We start from the raw sequence: 16,552 nt of genomic DNA on the forward strand, positions 1-16,552 counted from the left end.
CCCCGGGCGGTTCCACCGCGACGCGGGAAAGCCCCACCGGGTGGGTTCCGGTGGGGCTCCTCGGGCCGGGGCAGGTCAGTCGGTCAGCATTCGATGACGTTGACCGCGAGGCCGCCGCGGGCGGTCTCCTTGTACTTGACCTTCATGTCGGCGCCGGTCTCCTTCATGGTCTTGATGACCTTGTCCAGGGAGACCTTGTGGCTGCCGTCGCCGCGCATCGCCATCTTGGCCGCGGTGACGGCCTTGACCGCCGCCATGCCGTTGCGCTCGATGCACGGGATCTGGACCAGGCCGCCGACCGGGTCGCAGGTCAGGCCGAGGTTGTGCTCCATGCCGATCTCGGCCGCGTTCTCGACCTGCTCCGGGGTGCCGCCCAGCACCTCGGCGAGGGCGCCGGCCGCCATCGAGCAGGCCGAGCCGACCTCGCCCTGGCAGCCGACCTCGGCGCCGGAGATCGAGGCGTTCTCCTTGAACAGCATGCCGATCGCGCCCGCCGCGAGGAGGAAGCGGACCACACCGTCCTCGTCCGCGCCCGGGACGAAGTTCGTGTAGTAGTGCAGGACCGCCGGGAGGACGCCCGCCGCGCCGTTCGTGGGCGCGGTGACGACGCGGCCGCCCGCCGCGTTCTCCTCGTTGACCGCCATCGCGTAGATCGTCGTCCACTCGCTGCGGTGCATCATCGGGTCGCCCTCGGTGCGCAGCTGGCGCGCCGTGGAGGCGGCCCGGCGCTTGACCCGCAGGCCGCCCGGGAGGATGCCCTCGCGGGACATGCCGCGCGCGACGCAGGACTGCATGACGCGCCAGATCTCCAGGAGCCCCTCGCGGATCTCCTCCTCCGTGCGCCAGGCCTTCTCGTTCTCCAGCATCAGGGAGGAGATCGACAGGCCGGTCTCGTTGGCGAGGCGGAGCATCTCGTCGCCCGACCGGAAGGGGTACTTCAGGACGGTGTCGTCGAGCTTGATCCGGTCCTCGCCGACCGCGTCCTCGTCCACCACGAAGCCGCCGCCGACCGAGTAGTACGTCTTCTCCAGCAGCGGGGTCCCGGAGGCGTCGTAGGCGAAGAGCGTCATGCCGTTCGCGTGGTACGGGAGGGACCGGCGGCGGTGCAGGATCAGCTGGTTCGGCTCGTCGAAGTCGATCTCGTGCGCGCTTCCTATCTCCGTGCCGAGCAGGCGGAGGCGGCCGCTCTTGCGGATGCGCTCCACCTCGTCGTCCGCCGTTTCCACGTTCACCGTGCGCGGGGAGTGGCCCTCCAGGCCCAGGAGCACCGCCTTCGGGGTGCCGTGGCCGTGGCCGGTGGCACCCAGCGAGCCGAAGAGCTCCGCGCGGACGGACGCGGTCTCGGCGAGGACCCCGTCCTTCTTCAGGCGGGTCACGAACATGCGTGCGGCCCGCATCGGGCCGACCGTGTGGGAGGACGACGGGCCGATGCCGATGGAGAAGAGATCGAAGACGGAGATGGCCACTGGCGGACTCCCTTGTCTGCTCGTGGGGTGGGAGGGGGCAGGAGAGGCGGTTCGTGCGGGGGAGGTGGATTGTTCGGTTTTTGTCCGACAGGCGAGCTTATCGCGGCGAGGTGAACAGCTCGTCCGCCGGACGGGAGGGGGAGGGGGCGGGTGGAAGGCCGCCAAGGGTGGCCGGCGGGCGGTGCCGGGTGCCCGCCGGGGTGCGGGCCCGGGGCGGGCGGCGCGCCGTGTGAGAGGGGTCACGGGAAGGGCCCGGTCCCTGTGGATACAGGAACCGGGCCCGACCCGTGACCTGCCGACGTCAGAGCGTCGGGTACAGGGGGAACTTCGCCGCGAGCGCCGAGACGCGCGCCTTGAGGCCCTCGGAGTCGTACGTCGGCTTCAGCGCCTGCGCGATGATCTCCGCGACCTCGGTGAAGGCCTCGGCGTCGAAACCGCGGGTGGCGAGCGCCGGCGTGCCGATCCGCAGGCCCGAGGTGACCATCGGCGGCCGCGGGTCGTTCGGGATGGCGTTCCGGTTGACCGTGATGCCGACCTCGTGGAGGCGGTCCTCGGCCTGCTGGCCGTCCAGCTCGGAGTTGCGCAGGTCGACCAGGACCAGGTGCACGTCGGTGCCGCCGGTGAGGACGTCCACGCCCACGGCCTTGACGTCGTCCTGGACCAGACGGGCGGCGAGGATCTTCGCGCCCTCCAGGGTGCGCTCCTGGCGCTCCTTGAACTCGGGCGAGGCCGCGACCTTGAAGGAGACGGCCTTGGCCGCGATCACGTGCTCCAGCGGACCGCCCTGCTGGCCCGGGAAGACCGCGGAGTTGATCTTCTTGGCCAGTTCCTGCGTCGACAGGATGACACCGCCGCGCGGACCGCCGAGGGTCTTGTGCGTGGTGGTGGTGACGACGTGGGCGTGCGGCACCGGGTTCGGGTGCAGGCCCGCGGCGACCAGGCCGGCGAAGTGCGCCATGTCGACCATCAGGTACGCGCCGACCTCGTCCGCGATGCGGCGGAAGGCGGCGAAGTCCAGCTGGCGCGGGTACGCGGACCAGCCGGCGACGATCAGCTGCGGCTTGGACTCCTTGGCGAGGCGCTCGACCTCGGCCATGTCCACCTCGCCCGACTCGTCGACGTGGTACGGGACCACGTTGTAGAGCTTGCCGGAGAAGTTGATCTTCATGCCGTGGGTCAGGTGACCGCCGTGGGCCAGGTTCAGGCCCATGATCGTGTCGCCCGGCTTCAGCAGCGCGAACATCGCGGCCGCGTTGGCCTGCGCGCCCGAGTGGGGCTGCACGTTCGCGGCCTCGGCGCCGAACAGCGCCTTGATGCGGTCGATCGCGATCTGCTCGACGACGTCGACGTGCTCGCAGCCGCCGTAGTAGCGGCGGCCGGGGTAGCCCTCGGCGTACTTGTTGGTCAGGACCGAGCCCTGGGCCTCCATGACGGCGACCGGAGCGAAGTTCTCCGACGCGATCATTTCCAGGGTGGACTGCTGGCGGACGAGCTCGGCGTCGACGGCGGCGGCGACGTCGGGGTCGAGTTCGTGGAGAGGGGTGTTCAGTACGGACATCAGGATCCCCTGGGGTCAGTTACCGGCGGTGAGCTTGGCGTAGTCGTCGGCGGAGAGCAGGTCGGCCGGCTCCTCCGCGACGCGCACCTTGAACAGCCAGCCGCCCTCGAAGGGGGCGCTGTTGACGAGCGCCGGGTCGTCCACGACGTCCTGGTTGGCCTCGACGACCTCGCCGGAGACGGGGGAGTACAGGTCGCTGACCGACTTGGTCGACTCCAGCTCGCCGCAGGTCTCGCCCGCGGTCACCGTTTCGCCGACCTGGGGGAGCTGGGCGTAGACGACGTCACCGAGCGCGGTGGCCGCGAACTCCGTGATGCCGACCGTCGCGACGCCGTCCTCGGCGGTCGACAGCCACTCGTGCTCCTTGCTGTAACGCAGCTGCTGGGGGTTGCTCATGGCCTGATTCTCCTGGATGCGGGGGAGTGCGAACGAACAGTGGGTCTCGAGTGCTGAGACGGGTCGGGGACTACTTCTGCCGCTTGTAGAACGGCAGGGCCACGACCTCGTACGGCTCATGCGTACCGCGAATGTCGACGCCGACGCCGGAGGCGCCGGGCGCGGCGTGCGCCGCGTCCACGTAGGCCATCGCGATCGGCTTGCCCAGGGTCGGGGACGGGGCGCCGGAGGTGACCTCGCCGATGACCTGGCCGTCGGCGACGACCGGGAACCCGGCGCGCGGGACGCGGCGGCCCTCGGCGATCAGGCCGACCAGCTTGCGCGGCGGGTTCGTGGCGGCGCGCTCGGCGGCCGCCTCCAGGGCGGCGCGGCCCACGAACTCGCCTTCCTTCTCGAACTTGACGACCCGGCCCAGACCCGCGTCGAACGGGGTCAGGGAGGTGGTCAGCTCGTGCCCGTACAGCGGCATGCCCGCCTCCAGGCGCAGGGTGTCGCGGCAGGAAAGGCCCGCCGGGACCAGGCCGACGCCCTCGCCGGCCTGGGTCAGCGCCTGCCACAGCTCCACGGCGTGCTCGGGCGAGACGAACAGCTCGAAGCCGTCCTCGCCGGTGTAGCCCGTACGGGCGATCAGCGCGGGAACCCCGGCCACCGTGCCCGGCAGGCCCGCGTAGTACTTCAGCCCGTCCAGGTCGGCGTCGGTGAGGGACTTCAGGATGCCGGGGGACTCCGGGCCCTGCACCGCGATCAGCGCGTACGCGTCGCGGTCGTCGCGGACCTCGGTGTCGAAGCCGGCCGCCCGCTCGGTCAGGGCGTCCAGGACGACCTGGGCGTTCGAGGCGTTCGCGACGACCATGAACTCGGTCTCGCCGAGGCGGTAGACGATCAGGTCGTCGATGATCCCGCCGTCCGCCTGGCAGATGTGCGTGTAGCGCGCACGGCCGACGCCGACGGTGGAGATGTTGCCGACCAGCGCGTAGTCCAGGGCCTTGACGGCCTCCGGGCCGGTCAGGGTGATCTCGCCCATGTGGGAGAGGTCGAACAGGCCGGCCTTGGTGCGTACGGCGTTGTGCTCGTCGCGCTCACTCGCGTACCGCAGCGGCATGTCCCAGCCCGCGAAGTCGGTCATGGTGGCACCGAGCGAGCGGTGCAGCGCGTCGAGCGCGGTCAGGCGGGGGGCAGTGCTCATGGGTGTGGCTCCCGGGTCCCAGGGCATGACATGACGAGGACGATCCTCCCCATCTGTCATCGGAACCTGAGAGGTTCGCCGAGAGTTCCCGGTCGGACCCGGGGAACGTCGACTTGCACCTTGGGTGGAGCGCACGCGGATGCCGTCGTGAGGGACGGCGGCGCGGCTCGCTTTTCAGATCTGCCTCATCCACGCGGTACGGGGCCTGAGAGATTCAAGGGAGGTACTTGCTCCTTCGGCGCCCGGGCACCGCCTCGCGGCGTGCCGGGACTCTCCCGCGCGGATTCAAGCGGCCGGTATGCAGTTGGTGTCCAGATGGCGCACATCATTGCACGCGACCGGCGGGTATGGGTGTACGGGGCCCGAAAGAGTGTGCCGATCGGTCGAGACCGCGGACGGGGTCGGAACCGGGGTTGGAGCCGGGGCCGGAACCGGGGGTCCAGGATTACCGTCTCTTTACACTTAGTGGGCATGGGGCCCTGGAGGCCCGATTCGGGGGGAGGCGATCACCGTGCGGAGATTCGGAGTACTGGCGACGACGGGGACCGTGGACGTGGTTCCGGCGCAGCGGATGCCCTCCGCCGCCGGTGCCGGTGCCGGTGCCGGCGGTGCGTCCGTACGTGACCTGCGCGGGCCCGGGGTGAGCGGGCCGCGGTGGCTCGGCTTCGCCGAGGGGGACATCGTGGTCGTCTCCGGCCTGCCGGGCGGCGGCAAGAGCACCCTGATCAAGCGGGCCGCGGCGGGCGGGGGCATCGACTCCCAGGACGTCCGCGAGCGCTGGGAGCGGCGGATGCCGGGGGCGCTGCCGTATGCCGTGTACCGGCCGCTGGTGCGGGTCGCCCACTACTGGGGGCTGTGGCGGACGCTGCGCTCAGGGGCCTCGGCGGTGGTCCACGACTGCGGGACCCAGACGTGGGTACGGGGCCTGCTCGCGGCGGCCGCGCGGCGGCGGGGGCGGGCGCTGCACCTGGTCCTCCTGGACACGACGCCGGAGGAGGCGCTGTCGGGTCAGGCGGCGCGGGGCCGGGGCGTCTCGGCCTACGCCTTCGCCCGCCACCGGGGGGCGGTCACCCGCCTCCTGCGCGCCGCGGAGTCGGGCCGCCTCCCCGCCGGCTGCACCTCCGCCACCCTCCTGGACCGCACCTCGGCCGCCCACATAACCCGCATCGACTTCACACCCCACCCGTCCTGACCCCGGCGCACACTGCCCCTGCCCTGCCCCCGGCGCACACTGCCCCCGTCCTGGCCTCGGGGCGTGCCGCGCCTGTCCTGACCCTGGGGCGTGCTGCGCCTTTCCCGGCCTCGGGGCGTGCTGCGCCTGCCCTGGCCTCGGGGCGCGCTGCGCCTGCCCTGGCCTCGGCGTGCGCTGTGCCTGGCCTGGCCCCGGGGCGCTGCCCCCGTCCTGACTTCGGGCGCTGTCCCTGGCCTGACCCTGGGGGCTGCCCTTGGCCTGGCCTTGGGGCCGACCCTGGACCGGCCTGCGGGGCTGACCTGACCTGGGCCATTCCAGTCCCGGCCGGGGTAAATCCAGCCTCGCCGGCGTTTGAGGCGCGGGTCCGGGCGGAGCCCGGTGCCCGGCGCAGCCGGGTTCCTGGGGCTCCGCCCCAGACCCCGCGCCTCGAACGCCGGCGAGGCCGGGATGGCGGGCCGGGATCGGGTGGGGGCTCGGGGGTCGGGTCGGAGACCCATTAATCTCGGCGGGACGGCAACGGCGAGAGCAAGTACAGGCGGAGGCGGAATGCACGGCGGCGGCTGGCCGGAGAACGAGCTGGAGCAGGTGCTCGGGGCGGCGCTCGGGCAGGCGGACGCCGGTGCGCGGATCCTGGAGGTGCTCGGGCGGAGCCCCGTCTGGGTTCCGCTGCCCGACGGCGGCGGGCCGGACCACGACAGCCTCAGCCTCCCGACCATGGACATCCGCGGCGCGGCGTACGTCCCGGTCTACAGCTCCGAGAGCCAGTTCCACGCCTGCGTCGGCCCCGGCATGGACTTCGCCGTCGCCCCCGCCGCCGAGTTCGCCCGCGGCCTGCCCCCGCAGCTCGGCATCGCCGTGAACCCCGAGGGCGCGGTCGGGGTGCCGCTGCCGCCCCCCGCCGTCGCCGAGCTCTGCCGTACCGGACGGACCCCGCTCGACGGCCCCGCGACCGGCGGCCGCGTCCGGCTCTTCGAGCCCGACTGGCAGGACGACCCCGTCGACTTCCTGGCCGCCGCCGCCGAGGAGTTCCGCGCCACCGGCGTGGTCAGCGCCGCGTACCGCTGCCTCGCCAGCGTCGAAGGCGGGGACCCCCAGCTGTTCGTCGGAGTCCGGCTGACGGCCTGGGAGCCCGAGGCGCGAAACGCCCCGATGGACGCCCTCGGCCGGGCCCTGGCCCGGGTACCCGCGCCCTGGCCCGTGCAGTTGATCCTGCTCGACGCCGCCCAGGATCCGGTAACGGACTGGATTCGTGAGCGCGTGCGCCCCTTCTACCTTCCCTAGGGCCGCATAAGCTGGGGGGACGTGTGGACGACGGGCGGAGAAGAGGGGTACCGGGTGAGTGCGTCAGGCACGGCCGCGGCCGGGCAGGTCGAGCACATGCTGCGCCAGGTGACTCCCGGGCGCTACGAGAGTTACGAGTCGCTCCTGCGCGCCCTCGCGGAGGGCCGCCTGTGGATGTTGCTCTGGCAGGGGCAACCGGGTTCCCCGGACGCCCAGTACGGCGGCATGGAGGTCGACGGCCTCGGCTACGCGCCCTGCGTGACCTCCCCGCAGGAGCTCGCCGCCAGTGGCTGGAACCGCGGCTACGAGGTCGTCACCGGCCGCGACATCGCCCGCGCCCTCTACCCGGACCGCTGGGGGCTGTGGCTCAACCCGCACGCCCAGGGCGGCGGCGTCGGCATCCCGTGGGCCGACCTGCGCCGGATCGCCACCGGCCTGGACCGGATGCCGGCCGGGCCGCTGCGGCTGTCCGAGCCCGCCCTGGAGCTCCCGCAGTTCTACGGCCTGCTGACCCAGCACGCGCACCGGACCCCCGCCGTCCGCTCGCTCCGGCGCGCCTGGGTGCAGCCCGCGCTCGGGTCCCCGTACCTGGCCGTCGGGCTCGACCTCTACGACGCCTCCGCGCCCGCGCTGGAATCCGTACGGGAGATGATGCGGCAGTCGGTCGGCGCCGTCCCCGAGGGCGTCCCGGTGTGCACCGTGGCGCTGGCGGACGAGCACGACCCAGTCGCGATGTGGCTGCGCGCGCAGACCCGGCCGTTCTACGACCGCGAGGGCCAGTCCCCGGCGTACTGACAGCGGCCGCGGCGACAGCCGGCAAATGACAACGGTGCCATGGCCGTGATCCGGCCATTTTCGGCAGCGAGACCCTCATCCACATACCGAGACATCCGTCTCGAAGGCCGCACCGGCCCGCCCGGTGCGGCCTTTGCCGTATCCCCGGCCATATCCACCCAAGAGCATCAATCTTCAAGCCTCAAATGGCAGTTGGGTCGGATGTCCGTTCCGCACCGAACGCGACGCAGTTGCACCGCTCAACCGACCACATGGTCCGGATAACGGAAGGTGCCGAAGCAGATCACGGTTGCGCATCACATGCCCGGCAGGTCTGGCGGGCGATCGCGCGAGCGTTGAAGACTCCCCCCACCGAAGGCCGGTCAATCCCACAACCACCAGCTCTTCACGTGCACTTCAGGCGCAATTCGCGCCATTCGCACCATCAGCGACGCCGAAAGAACCAAGCCGCCACAGCGGCGGGCATGGGCCGGCCACAGTCGGCCGAGAGGGGTCCCCACCACGATGACGGCACCACTGCACGACACCAGCGCGGCCGAGCCCGCAGCCGTGGCAGCCCCCGAGAGTCCCCAGAAGGCGATCGAGGGGCGCTCGCCCTGGAAGATCGCCTGGTCCCGGCTCAAGCGCGACAAGGTCGCCCTGGCCGGCGGTGTCATCGTGCTCCTGCTGATCCTCGTCGCGCTCTTCGCGCCGTTGATCGTCAAGGCCTTCGGCCACCCGCCGGAGGAGCTGCACGAGGACCTGCTGGACCCGCTCCTCGGCCTGCCGGCCGGTGACTGGGGCGGCATGAACGGGGACTTCCTGCTGGGCATCGAGCCGGTCAACGGCCGCGACGTCTTCAGCCGGATCGTCTACGGCGCCCGCATCTCGCTGCTGGTGGCCTTCCTGTCCGCCTTCGTGGCGGTTTCGCTCGGCACCGTCTTCGGCATCATCGCCGGCTACTTCGGCGGCTGGGTCGACGCCGCGATCAGCCGCGTCATGGACCTCCTGCTGGCCTTCCCGCAGCTGCTGTTCATCATCGCGCTGATCTCCGTCATCCCGGGCAAGCTGTGGGGCTTCGAGGGCTCGGGCCTGCGCATCGCCGTACTGGTCCTGGTCATCGGCTTCTTCGGATGGCCGTACATCGGACGCATCGTCCGCGGCCAGACCCTGTCGCTGCGCGAACGGGAGTACGTCGAGGCCGCCCGCAGCCTGGGCGCGGGCCGGACGTACATCCTCTTCCGCGAGCTGCTCCCGAACCTGGTGGCGCCGATCACCGTCTACACGACGCTGATGATCCCCACCAACGTGCTGACCGAGGCCGCGCTGAGCTTCCTCGGGGTGGGCGTCAAGCCGCCCACCCCGTCCTGGGGCGAGACGCTCTCGACGGCCGTGCGGACCTACGAGGACGATCCGCTCTTCATGATCTTCCCCGGCGTGGCGATCTTCATCACCGTGCTGGCCTTCAACCTCTTCGGCGACGGCGTCCGTGACGCCCTCGACCCGAAGGGATCCCGCTAGCCACAGGCGCCTGCCGCACGGCACGGCGAATCCTCAGGGAAAACCGCAGGGAACACCGCAGGTAACCGGAACTCGGCATCGAAGCCGGAACTACAACGGAGGGTTGCGAGCATCGTGACTACCCATCGCACGTCGAAGCGCAGACTGGCCGCCGGCACGGCCGTCGTGCTCGCGGCCATGCTGACCGCGACCGCCTGTGGCGGCGACGACACCAAGAAGGACGAGGGCAAGGCCGGCGCCAGCGGCTTCAACGCGGGTATCGGCAAGGTCGCCAACGCGTCGGACAAGAAGGGCGGCGAGCTCAAGTTCGTCGGTACCCAGGAAGCCGACTCGTGGGACCCGCAGCGCGGTTACTACGGCTTCATGTGGGACTTCGCCCGCTACTACACCCGCCAGCTGGTCAGCTTCAAGCCGGCCCCCGGTGGTGAGAGCACCGAGCTCGTTCCCGACCTCGCCGCAGGCAAGGCCGAGATCAGCGACGGCGGCAAGACCTACAAGTACACCCTGAAGGACAACGTGACCTGGGAGGACGGCTCGCCCGTCACCGCCCAGGACATCAAGTACGGCATCGAGCGCACCTGGGCCCAGGACGTCATCTCCGGCGGCCCGGTCTACCTGATGCAGGTCCTCGACCCGAAGACCGAGTACAAGGGTCCGTACAAGGACGAGACCCCGGACAAGCTCGGCCTCAAGGCGATCGAGACCCCGGACGCGAAGACCATCGTCTTCAAGCTCCCGCAGCCCAACGGCGACTTCGAGCAGATGCTCGCCATGCCGGCCGCGAGCCCGGTCAAGAAGGAGAAGGACACCGCGGCCAAGTACGGCCTGAAGCCCTTCTCCAACGGCCCGTACAAGATCGACTCGTACGAGCCCAACAAGGTCATGAAGCTCTCGCGCAACGAGAACTGGAAGCCCGAGTCGGACACCATCCGCAAGGCGCTCCCGGACTCCATCTCGGTCACGTTCATGGCGAACGCGGACGACATGGACAAGCGCCTGATGAACGGCGAGTTCGACCTCGACATCAACGCGACCGGCATCGGCCAGGCGGCCCGCGCCACCGCGCTGAAGGACCACAAGGCGAACCTGGACAACGGCCAGACCGGCTTCATCCGCTACGCGGTCTTCCCGCAGACGGTCGCCCCGTTCGACAACATCGACTGCCGCAAGGCCGTCATCTACGCGGCCGACCACAAGTCGCTGCAGACCGCCCGCGGCGGCCCGCAGGCCGGTGGCGACATCGCCCCCAACATGCTGCCGCTGGGTGTCAAGGGCTCCGACGCCTCCTACGACCCGTACGAGGTCCTGAAGAACGACGGCAAGCCGAACGTCGAGAAGGCCAAGGAGCACCTCAAGGCCTGCGGCAAGCCCGAGGGCTTCAAGACCACCATCGCGGTCCGCAACAACAAGCCGGTCGAGGTCGCCACGGCCGTCTCGCTGCAGAACGCCCTGAAGCAGGTCGGCATCGAGGCCGAGGTCGACCAGTTCGACGGCGCCCAGACCTCCGGGATCATCGGTTCGCCGAAGGTCGTCAAGGAGAAGGGCTACGGCATCATCATCATGGGCTGGGGCGCCGACTTCCCGACCGGTCAGGGCTTCTCCCAGCCGCTGGTCGACGGCCGCTTCATCCTGCAGAGCGGTAACAACAACTTCTCCGAGCTGAACGACCCGGCGGTCAACGGCCTGTTCGACCAGGCCATCGCGGAGACGGACCCGGCCAAGGCCGGCGACATCTACAAGCAGATGAACCAGAAGGTCTCCGAGGCCGCGGTCTACCTGCCCTTCGTCTACGACAAGACGATCACTTGGCGCAGCACCCGGCTGACGAACGCCTACACCTCCGACGCCTACAACGGCCGGTACGACTACGCCTCCCTCGGCGTCGTCAAGTAGTCCCCTCGTCAGACCAGTCAGTTCGCCAATATCAGTTCCAGTGCCACACCCGCTAGGCACGAAGGGCAGGTGATGGCCGCGGTTCCGGCTTGGGGGCGTCCTCCAGAAGAGGGCGCCCCCGGGCCGCAGCCAGGCCGAGCGCAGTGCTTGCATATCTCATCCGGCGGTTCTTCGCCGTCATCGTCATGCTGTTGGTCATCACGCTGGTGACCTTCGGAATCTTCTTCCTCTTCCCGAAGATGATCGGGACGGATCCGGCGCTCTACTTCGTCGGAAAGCAGTCCGACCCCGCCGCCATCGAGGGCATCCGGCAGAAGATGGGTCTCGACGACCCGATCCTCGTCCAGTTCGGCAAGTTCGTCGTCGGTCTGGTGGCGGGTCGCACGTACGCCAACGGCTCCGACGTCACGCAATGCGCCGCGCCCTGCTTCGGTTACTCCTTCAAGACCGAGCAGGAGGTGTGGCCGCTGCTGACCGACTGGCTGCCCGTCACCCTCTCGCTCGCCGCCGGCGCCGTCGTCCTGTGGGTCATCGGCGGTGTCGCCACCGGCGTCATCTCCGCCCTCAAGCGCGGTACCGTGCTGGACCGTTCGGCGATGGGCATCGCCCTGGCCGGCGTCTCCCTCCCCATCTACTTCACGGGCATGCTCGCCATCGCCCTCTTCTCCGACCAGCTCGGCTGGTTCGGGCGGCCCGAGGCGACCTTCGCCGCGGACCCGGGCAAGTGGTTCGGCGGCATGATCCTGCCGTGGGTCTCGCTCGCCTTCCTGTACGCCGCGATGTACGCGCGGCTCACCCGCGCGACGATGCTCGAAGTGCTCAACGAGGACTACATCCGCACCGCGCGCGCCAAGGGCCTGACGGAACCCGTCGTCATCGGCAAGCACGCGATGCGCTCGACCATGACGCCGATCCTCACCGTCCTGGGCCTGGACCTCGGCGCCCTGATGGGCGGCGCCGTCCTGACCGAGTACACGTTCTCGCTGCACGGGCTCGGCTACAGCGCGGTCCGCGCGATCAGCGACCACGACCTGCCGGTCATCCTGGGCATCACCTTGATCTCCGCCTTCTTCGTGGTCGCGGCGAACCTCGTCGTGGACCTCCTGTACGCGGTGATCGACCCCCGAGTGAGGCTGTCATGACCGATATGACCAAAGGCGCCGCGACGGGCGCCCTGAACGAGCCCGTCCCGGGCGGCGCCCCGGCCCCGGCCGGCGCCTTCCTGGAGGTCCGCGACCTCAAGGTGCACTTCCCGACCGAGGACGGCCTGGTCAAGTCCGTCGACGGGCTCACCTTCAGCCTGGAGAAGGGCAAGACCCTCGGCATCGTGGGCGAGTCCGGCTCCGGGAAGTCGGTCACCTCGCTGGGCATCATGGGCCTGCACCGCGTCGGCCAGTACGGCCGCCAGCGGGCCCGGATCTCCGGTGAGATCTGGCTCAACGGCAAGGAACTGCTCTCCGCGGACGAGGACGAGGTGCGCAAGCTGCGCGGCCGGGAGATCGCGATGATCTTCCAGGACCCGCTGTCCGCGATGCACCCGTACTTCACCGTCGGCAAGCAGATCGCCGAGGCGTACCGGGTCCACAACAACGTCGACAAGAAGGCCGCCCGCAAGCGGGCCGTCGACCTCCTCGACCGCGTCGGCATCCCCGAGCCGCACAAGCGGGTCGACAGCTACCCGCACGAGTTCTCCGGCGGCATGCGCCAGCGCGCGATGATCGCGATGGCGCTGGTCAACAACCCCGAGCTGCTCATCGCGGACGAGCCGACCACCGCGCTGGACGTCACCGTCCAGGCGCAGATCCTCGACCTGATCCGCGACCTCCAGCAGGAGTTCGGCTCCGCGGTCATCATGATCACGCACGACCTCGGCGTGGTCGCCGAGATGGCCGACGAACTCCTCGTGATGTACGGCGGCCGGTGCGTCGAGCGCGGCTCCGCCGAGAAGGTGTTCTACGAGCCCCGGCACCCTTACACCTGGGGCCTGCTCGGCTCGATGCCGCGCATCGACCGCGACCAGACCGAGCGCCTGATCCCGGTCAAGGGTTCGCCGCCGAGCCTCATCAACATCCCGAGCGGCTGCGCGTTCAACCCGCGCTGCCCGTACGCCGACGTGCCCAAGGGCAACGTCACGCGGACGGTCCGGCCGGAGCTGACGGACGCGGACGACACCCGCCACTGGTCCGCCTGCCACATGTCGCCACAGGAGCGGACCCGGATCTGGACCGAAGAGATTGCGCCGAAGCTGTGACCGAGACGCCTGAGAAGTCCGAGAAGCCCGAGACGGGCAAGACGGCCGCGGCCACGGCCACCGTTCCCGCACAGGCCGTGGACTCGCCCGAGCCGTTGCTCAAGGTGACCGGGCTGGTCAAGCACTTCCCGATCCACAAGGGGCTGCTGCGCAGGCAGGCCGGCGCGGTCAAGGCCGTGGACGGCATCGACTTCGACGTCCGGCGCGGTGAGACGCTCGGCATCGTCGGCGAGTCCGGCTGCGGCAAGTCGACCATGGGCCGGCTGATCACCCGGCTGCTGGAGCCGACCGGCGGCACCATCGAGTTCGAGGGCAAGGACATCACGCACCTCGGGGTGGCGGGCATGCGCCCGCTGCGCCGCGACGTGCAGATGATCTTCCAGGACCCGTACGGCTCGCTGAACCCGCGCCACACGGTGGGCACCATCGTCAGCGCCCCCTTCAAGCTCCAGGGGGTCACCCCCGAGGGCGGCCTGAAGGCGGAGGTCCAGCGGCTGCTCTCGCTGGTGGGCCTGAACCCGGAGCACTACAACCGCTACCCGCACGAATTCTCGGGCGGCCAGCGGCAGCGCATCGGCATCGCGCGGGCGCTGGCGCTGAAGCCGAAGCTGGTGGTGGCGGACGAGCCCGTCTCCGCGCTGGACGTGTCCATCCAGGCCCAGGTGGTCAACCTGCTGGACGACCTCCAGCAGGAGCTCGGCCTCACGTACGTGATCATCGCGCACGACCTGTCGGTCATCCGGCACGTGTCCGACCGGATCGCGGTGATGTACCTCGGCAAGATCGTCGAGTTGGCGGACCGCCAGTCGCTGTACGGGGCGCCGATGCACCCGTACACGAACGCGCTGATGTCGGCGGTGCCGGTGCCGGACCCGCGGCGGCGCGGCGCGAAGAGCGGCCGCATCCTGCTCAAGGGCGACGTGCCGTCGCCGATCTCGCCGCCGAGCGGGTGCCGCTTCCACACCCGGTGCTGGAAGGCGACGGAGATCTGCAAGACGCAGGACCCGCCGCTGCTGGCGCTGAAGACGGGCCACCAGGTGGCGTGCCACCACCCGGAGAACGCGCCGGACCAGGCCCCGAGCGACAAGGCCCTCCCGGGCGCTTCCGACGCGCTGGACACGCCGACGCCGTAGCGGGGCGGGTGCGGGTCCGGGCGCCGTTCGCGGGCGCACGGGTTGCAGGGCGTACGGCCCCGGGGATTCGAATCCCCGGGGCCGTACGCATGCGTGGCGGGGGTGCGCGGCGCATGCGTGACGGGGTACACGCGTGTGACTCCCGTACGCGCGTGTGGCACAGGGCCGGGCGTACCGGACAATGGGCCCGTGCCTCACGATCTCTTCCCGCCGGGTATCCAGCACGCCCTGGACCTCGCGGGCATTTTTGTCTTCGCCACAGCCGGTGCGCTCCTCGCCGTCCGCAAGAACTTCGACGTCTTCGGCATCTGCGTGCTCGCCCTGGTCACCGCCCTGGGCGGTGGGCTCTTCCGCGACCTCGTCATCGGCGCGGTGCCGCCGGCCGCCTTCGGGGAGCTCAGCTTCTTCGTGACGCCGCTGATAGCGGCGGCGATCGTCTTCTTCCTGCACCCCGAGGTCCAGCGGATCAACCGGGCGATCAACGTGTTCGACGCGGCCGGCCTCGCGCTGTTCTGCGTCACGGGCACGACCAAGGCGTACCAGTTCGGCCTCGGCCTCACCGCGTCCGCCGCGCTCGGGCTCGCGACGGCCGTGGGCGGCGGTGTGCTGCGCGACATGCTGGTCAACGAGGTGCCGTCGCTGCTGCGCGACCGGGAGATGTACGCCGTGCCGGCGATCGTGGGCGCGTCGATGGTCGCCGTGTTCATCGGCATGGGGATGCTGAACCCCCTCACCACCGGGCTCGCGATCATCACGACCTTCGTGCTGCGCATCCTCGCGATCCGCTACCACTGGCGGGCGCCGCTGGCCTGGAACCGGCGGTCGGCGGTGGCCGAGGAACCGTAGTTTTAGAAAGCTACCGCTTAGTAGCTTCGCGGTGTACGTTCTTTTCATGTCACACGCAGCAGCCGCATCGGCATCGGCCACCACGAACACGCCCGCGACCATCGGCGACAGTGAGTTCGACCGCGACACCGCCATCTCCGCGCGTGCGGACGAGCCCGGGGTGTACGACGCGGAGCTCTCCGCCGGCTGGACGATCATCACCGCCGTCAACGGCGGATACCTGCTGGCCCTGGTCGGCCGGGCCCTGTCGCAGGCCCTGCCGCACGCCGACCCCTTCACGGTCTCGGCGCACTACCTGAGCGCCTCGGTCCCCGGCCCGGCCGTGATCCGTACGCAGGTCGTCCGCGCCGGGCGCACGCTGTCCACCGGGCAGGCGTCGCTGTTCCAGTTCGACGAGAACGGCGCCGAGATCGAGCGCATCCGCGTCCTCGCCTCGTACGGCGACCTCGACGCCCTGCCGGACGACGTGCGCACGACGGCCGTGCCGCCGGCCTTCCCGGCGTACGAGGACTGCCTCGGCGCCGAGGCCGGGCCGGCCCCGATCCCCGGGAGCTCCGCGATCGTGGACCGGCTCCGGCTGCGGCTGGACCCGGCGACGGCGGGCTGGGCGGTCGGCGCGCCGTCGGGGAAGGGCGAGATGCGGTCCTGGTTCGAGCTGGCGGACGGCCGCGACGCGGATCCGCTGTCGCTGCTGCTGGTGGTGGACGCGCTGCCGCCGACCGCGTTCGACCTGGGCCTGGTCGGCTGGGCCCCGACGGTCGAACTCACGACCCACGTCCGCCACCGCCCCGCGCCGGGCCCCCTCCGCGTCGCCATCACCACCCGCAACCTCGCGGGCGGCTTCCTGGAGGAAGACGCGGAGGTCTGGGACTCGGAAAACCGCCTGGTGGCCCAATCCCGCCAACTGGCCCGCGCCCCTCGCTGACCCCCGGCCGTGTCCAGGGCCCGCCACAGCCGCAGGGGTCCCGGACTTGCCCAGCCGCAGGTGCGGGGTGAGACGCAGGCTCGCCACAGCCGCAGGGTCCGGGGCTTGCCCCGGGAAACGGTGAAAGGGC

At 70.6% G+C, this 16,552-nt stretch carries 14 protein-coding genes and 1 riboswitch; of the genes, 10 read left to right on the forward strand and 4 right to left on the reverse strand.

The window, feature by feature from the left end; all coding sequences use genetic code 11:
- Positions 1 to 83 precede the first annotated feature (83 nt).
- The 4 genes from OG982_RS21485 to gcvT form a co-directional block, all read right to left on the reverse strand.
- Positions 84 to 1,466, reverse strand: a complete 1,383-nt coding sequence (locus OG982_RS21485; RefSeq protein ID WP_266784312.1) for an L-serine ammonia-lyase — start codon at positions 1,464 to 1,466, stop codon at positions 84 to 86.
- 301 nt (positions 1,467 to 1,767) lie between these two features.
- A complete protein-coding gene (gene glyA, locus OG982_RS21490; protein ID WP_266784310.1) occupies positions 1,768 to 3,024 on the reverse strand; it encodes a serine hydroxymethyltransferase in 1,257 nt (418 codons plus the stop codon).
- A gap of 15 nt (positions 3,025 to 3,039) precedes the next feature.
- A complete protein-coding gene (gene gcvH, locus OG982_RS21495; RefSeq protein WP_266784308.1) occupies positions 3,040 to 3,420 on the reverse strand; it encodes a glycine cleavage system protein GcvH in 381 nt (126 codons plus the stop codon).
- 70 nt (positions 3,421 to 3,490) lie between these two features.
- Positions 3,491 to 4,606, reverse strand: a complete 1,116-nt coding sequence (gene gcvT, locus OG982_RS21500; protein WP_266784306.1) for a glycine cleavage system aminomethyltransferase GcvT — start codon at positions 4,604 to 4,606, stop codon at positions 3,491 to 3,493.
- A 184-nt stretch (positions 4,607 to 4,790) separates the two neighbouring features.
- A riboswitch (glycine riboswitch) is annotated at positions 4,791 to 4,894 on the reverse strand.
- 283 nt (positions 4,895 to 5,177) lie between these two features.
- Here gcvT and OG982_RS21505 point away from each other — a divergent pair.
- The 10 genes from OG982_RS21505 to OG982_RS21550 all read left to right on the forward strand — a co-directional run bounded on the left by OG982_RS21505 (position 5,178) and on the right by OG982_RS21550 (position 16,422).
- Complete coding sequence (locus OG982_RS21505; RefSeq protein ID WP_266949957.1) at positions 5,178 to 5,798, forward strand: AAA family ATPase; 621 nt, start codon at positions 5,178 to 5,180, stop codon at positions 5,796 to 5,798.
- Positions 5,799 to 6,344: 546 nt separating this feature from the next.
- On the forward strand, positions 6,345 to 7,079 hold the full coding sequence (locus tag OG982_RS21510; protein WP_266949114.1) for an enhanced serine sensitivity protein SseB: 735 nt from the start codon (positions 6,345 to 6,347) through the stop codon (positions 7,077 to 7,079).
- 54 nt (positions 7,080 to 7,133) lie between these two features.
- On the forward strand, positions 7,134 to 7,874 hold the full coding sequence (locus OG982_RS21515) for an enhanced serine sensitivity protein SseB C-terminal domain-containing protein (protein WP_266784302.1): 741 nt from the start codon (positions 7,134 to 7,136) through the stop codon (positions 7,872 to 7,874).
- Between the two features lie 504 nt (positions 7,875 to 8,378).
- Complete coding sequence (locus OG982_RS21520) at positions 8,379 to 9,374, forward strand: ABC transporter permease (protein ID WP_266784300.1); 996 nt, start codon at positions 8,379 to 8,381, stop codon at positions 9,372 to 9,374.
- A 114-nt stretch (positions 9,375 to 9,488) separates the two neighbouring features.
- On the forward strand, positions 9,489 to 11,267 hold the full coding sequence (locus tag OG982_RS21525; RefSeq protein ID WP_266784298.1) for an ABC transporter substrate-binding protein: 1,779 nt from the start codon (positions 9,489 to 9,491) through the stop codon (positions 11,265 to 11,267).
- 143 nt (positions 11,268 to 11,410) lie between these two features.
- Positions 11,411 to 12,409, forward strand: a complete 999-nt coding sequence (locus OG982_RS21530) for an ABC transporter permease (protein WP_266784296.1) — start codon at positions 11,411 to 11,413, stop codon at positions 12,407 to 12,409.
- Positions 12,406 to 13,518, forward strand: a complete 1,113-nt coding sequence (locus tag OG982_RS21535; RefSeq protein ID WP_266784294.1) for an ABC transporter ATP-binding protein — start codon at positions 12,406 to 12,408, stop codon at positions 13,516 to 13,518. The genes OG982_RS21530 and OG982_RS21535 overlap by 4 nt, the downstream gene beginning before the upstream one ends.
- Positions 13,519 to 13,595: 77 nt before the next feature.
- On the forward strand, positions 13,596 to 14,651 hold the full coding sequence (locus OG982_RS21540) for an ABC transporter ATP-binding protein (protein WP_266791801.1): 1,056 nt from the start codon (positions 13,596 to 13,598) through the stop codon (positions 14,649 to 14,651).
- Positions 14,652 to 14,840: 189 nt separating this feature from the next.
- Positions 14,841 to 15,497 (forward strand): trimeric intracellular cation channel family protein, encoded by a 657-nt coding sequence (locus tag OG982_RS21545; protein ID WP_266784292.1) that lies wholly within the window; start codon positions 14,841 to 14,843, stop codon positions 15,495 to 15,497.
- 46 nt (positions 15,498 to 15,543) lie between these two features.
- Entirely contained in the window at positions 15,544 to 16,422 is an 879-nt protein-coding gene (locus tag OG982_RS21550) for a thioesterase family protein (RefSeq protein WP_266784290.1), read from the forward strand.
- Positions 16,423 to 16,552: the final 130 nt, after the last annotated feature.

Source organism: Streptomyces sp. NBC_01551, assembly GCF_026339935.1.
Classification (GTDB): Bacteria; Actinomycetota; Actinomycetes; order Streptomycetales; family Streptomycetaceae; genus Streptomyces.

Coding starts and splice junctions, on each gene's coding strand:
- glyA (WP_266784310.1), bottom strand. CDS start 3,024: ATGTCCGTACTGAACACCCCTCTCCACGAACTCGACCCCGACGTCGCC.
- gcvH (WP_266784308.1), bottom strand. CDS start 3,420: ATGAGCAACCCCCAGCAGCTGCGTTACAGCAAGGAGCACGAGTGGCTG.
- gcvT (WP_266784306.1), bottom strand. CDS start 4,606: ATGAGCACTGCCCCCCGCCTGACCGCGCTCGACGCGCTGCACCGCTCG.
- OG982_RS21505 (WP_266949957.1), top strand. CDS start 5,178: ATGCCCTCCGCCGCCGGTGCCGGTGCCGGTGCCGGCGGTGCGTCCGTA.
- OG982_RS21510 (WP_266949114.1), top strand. CDS start 6,345: ATGCACGGCGGCGGCTGGCCGGAGAACGAGCTGGAGCAGGTGCTCGGG.
- OG982_RS21520 (WP_266784300.1), top strand. CDS start 8,379: ATGACGGCACCACTGCACGACACCAGCGCGGCCGAGCCCGCAGCCGTG.
- OG982_RS21535 (WP_266784294.1), top strand. CDS start 12,406: ATGACCGATATGACCAAAGGCGCCGCGACGGGCGCCCTGAACGAGCCC.
- OG982_RS21550 (WP_266784290.1), top strand. CDS start 15,544: ATGTCACACGCAGCAGCCGCATCGGCATCGGCCACCACGAACACGCCC.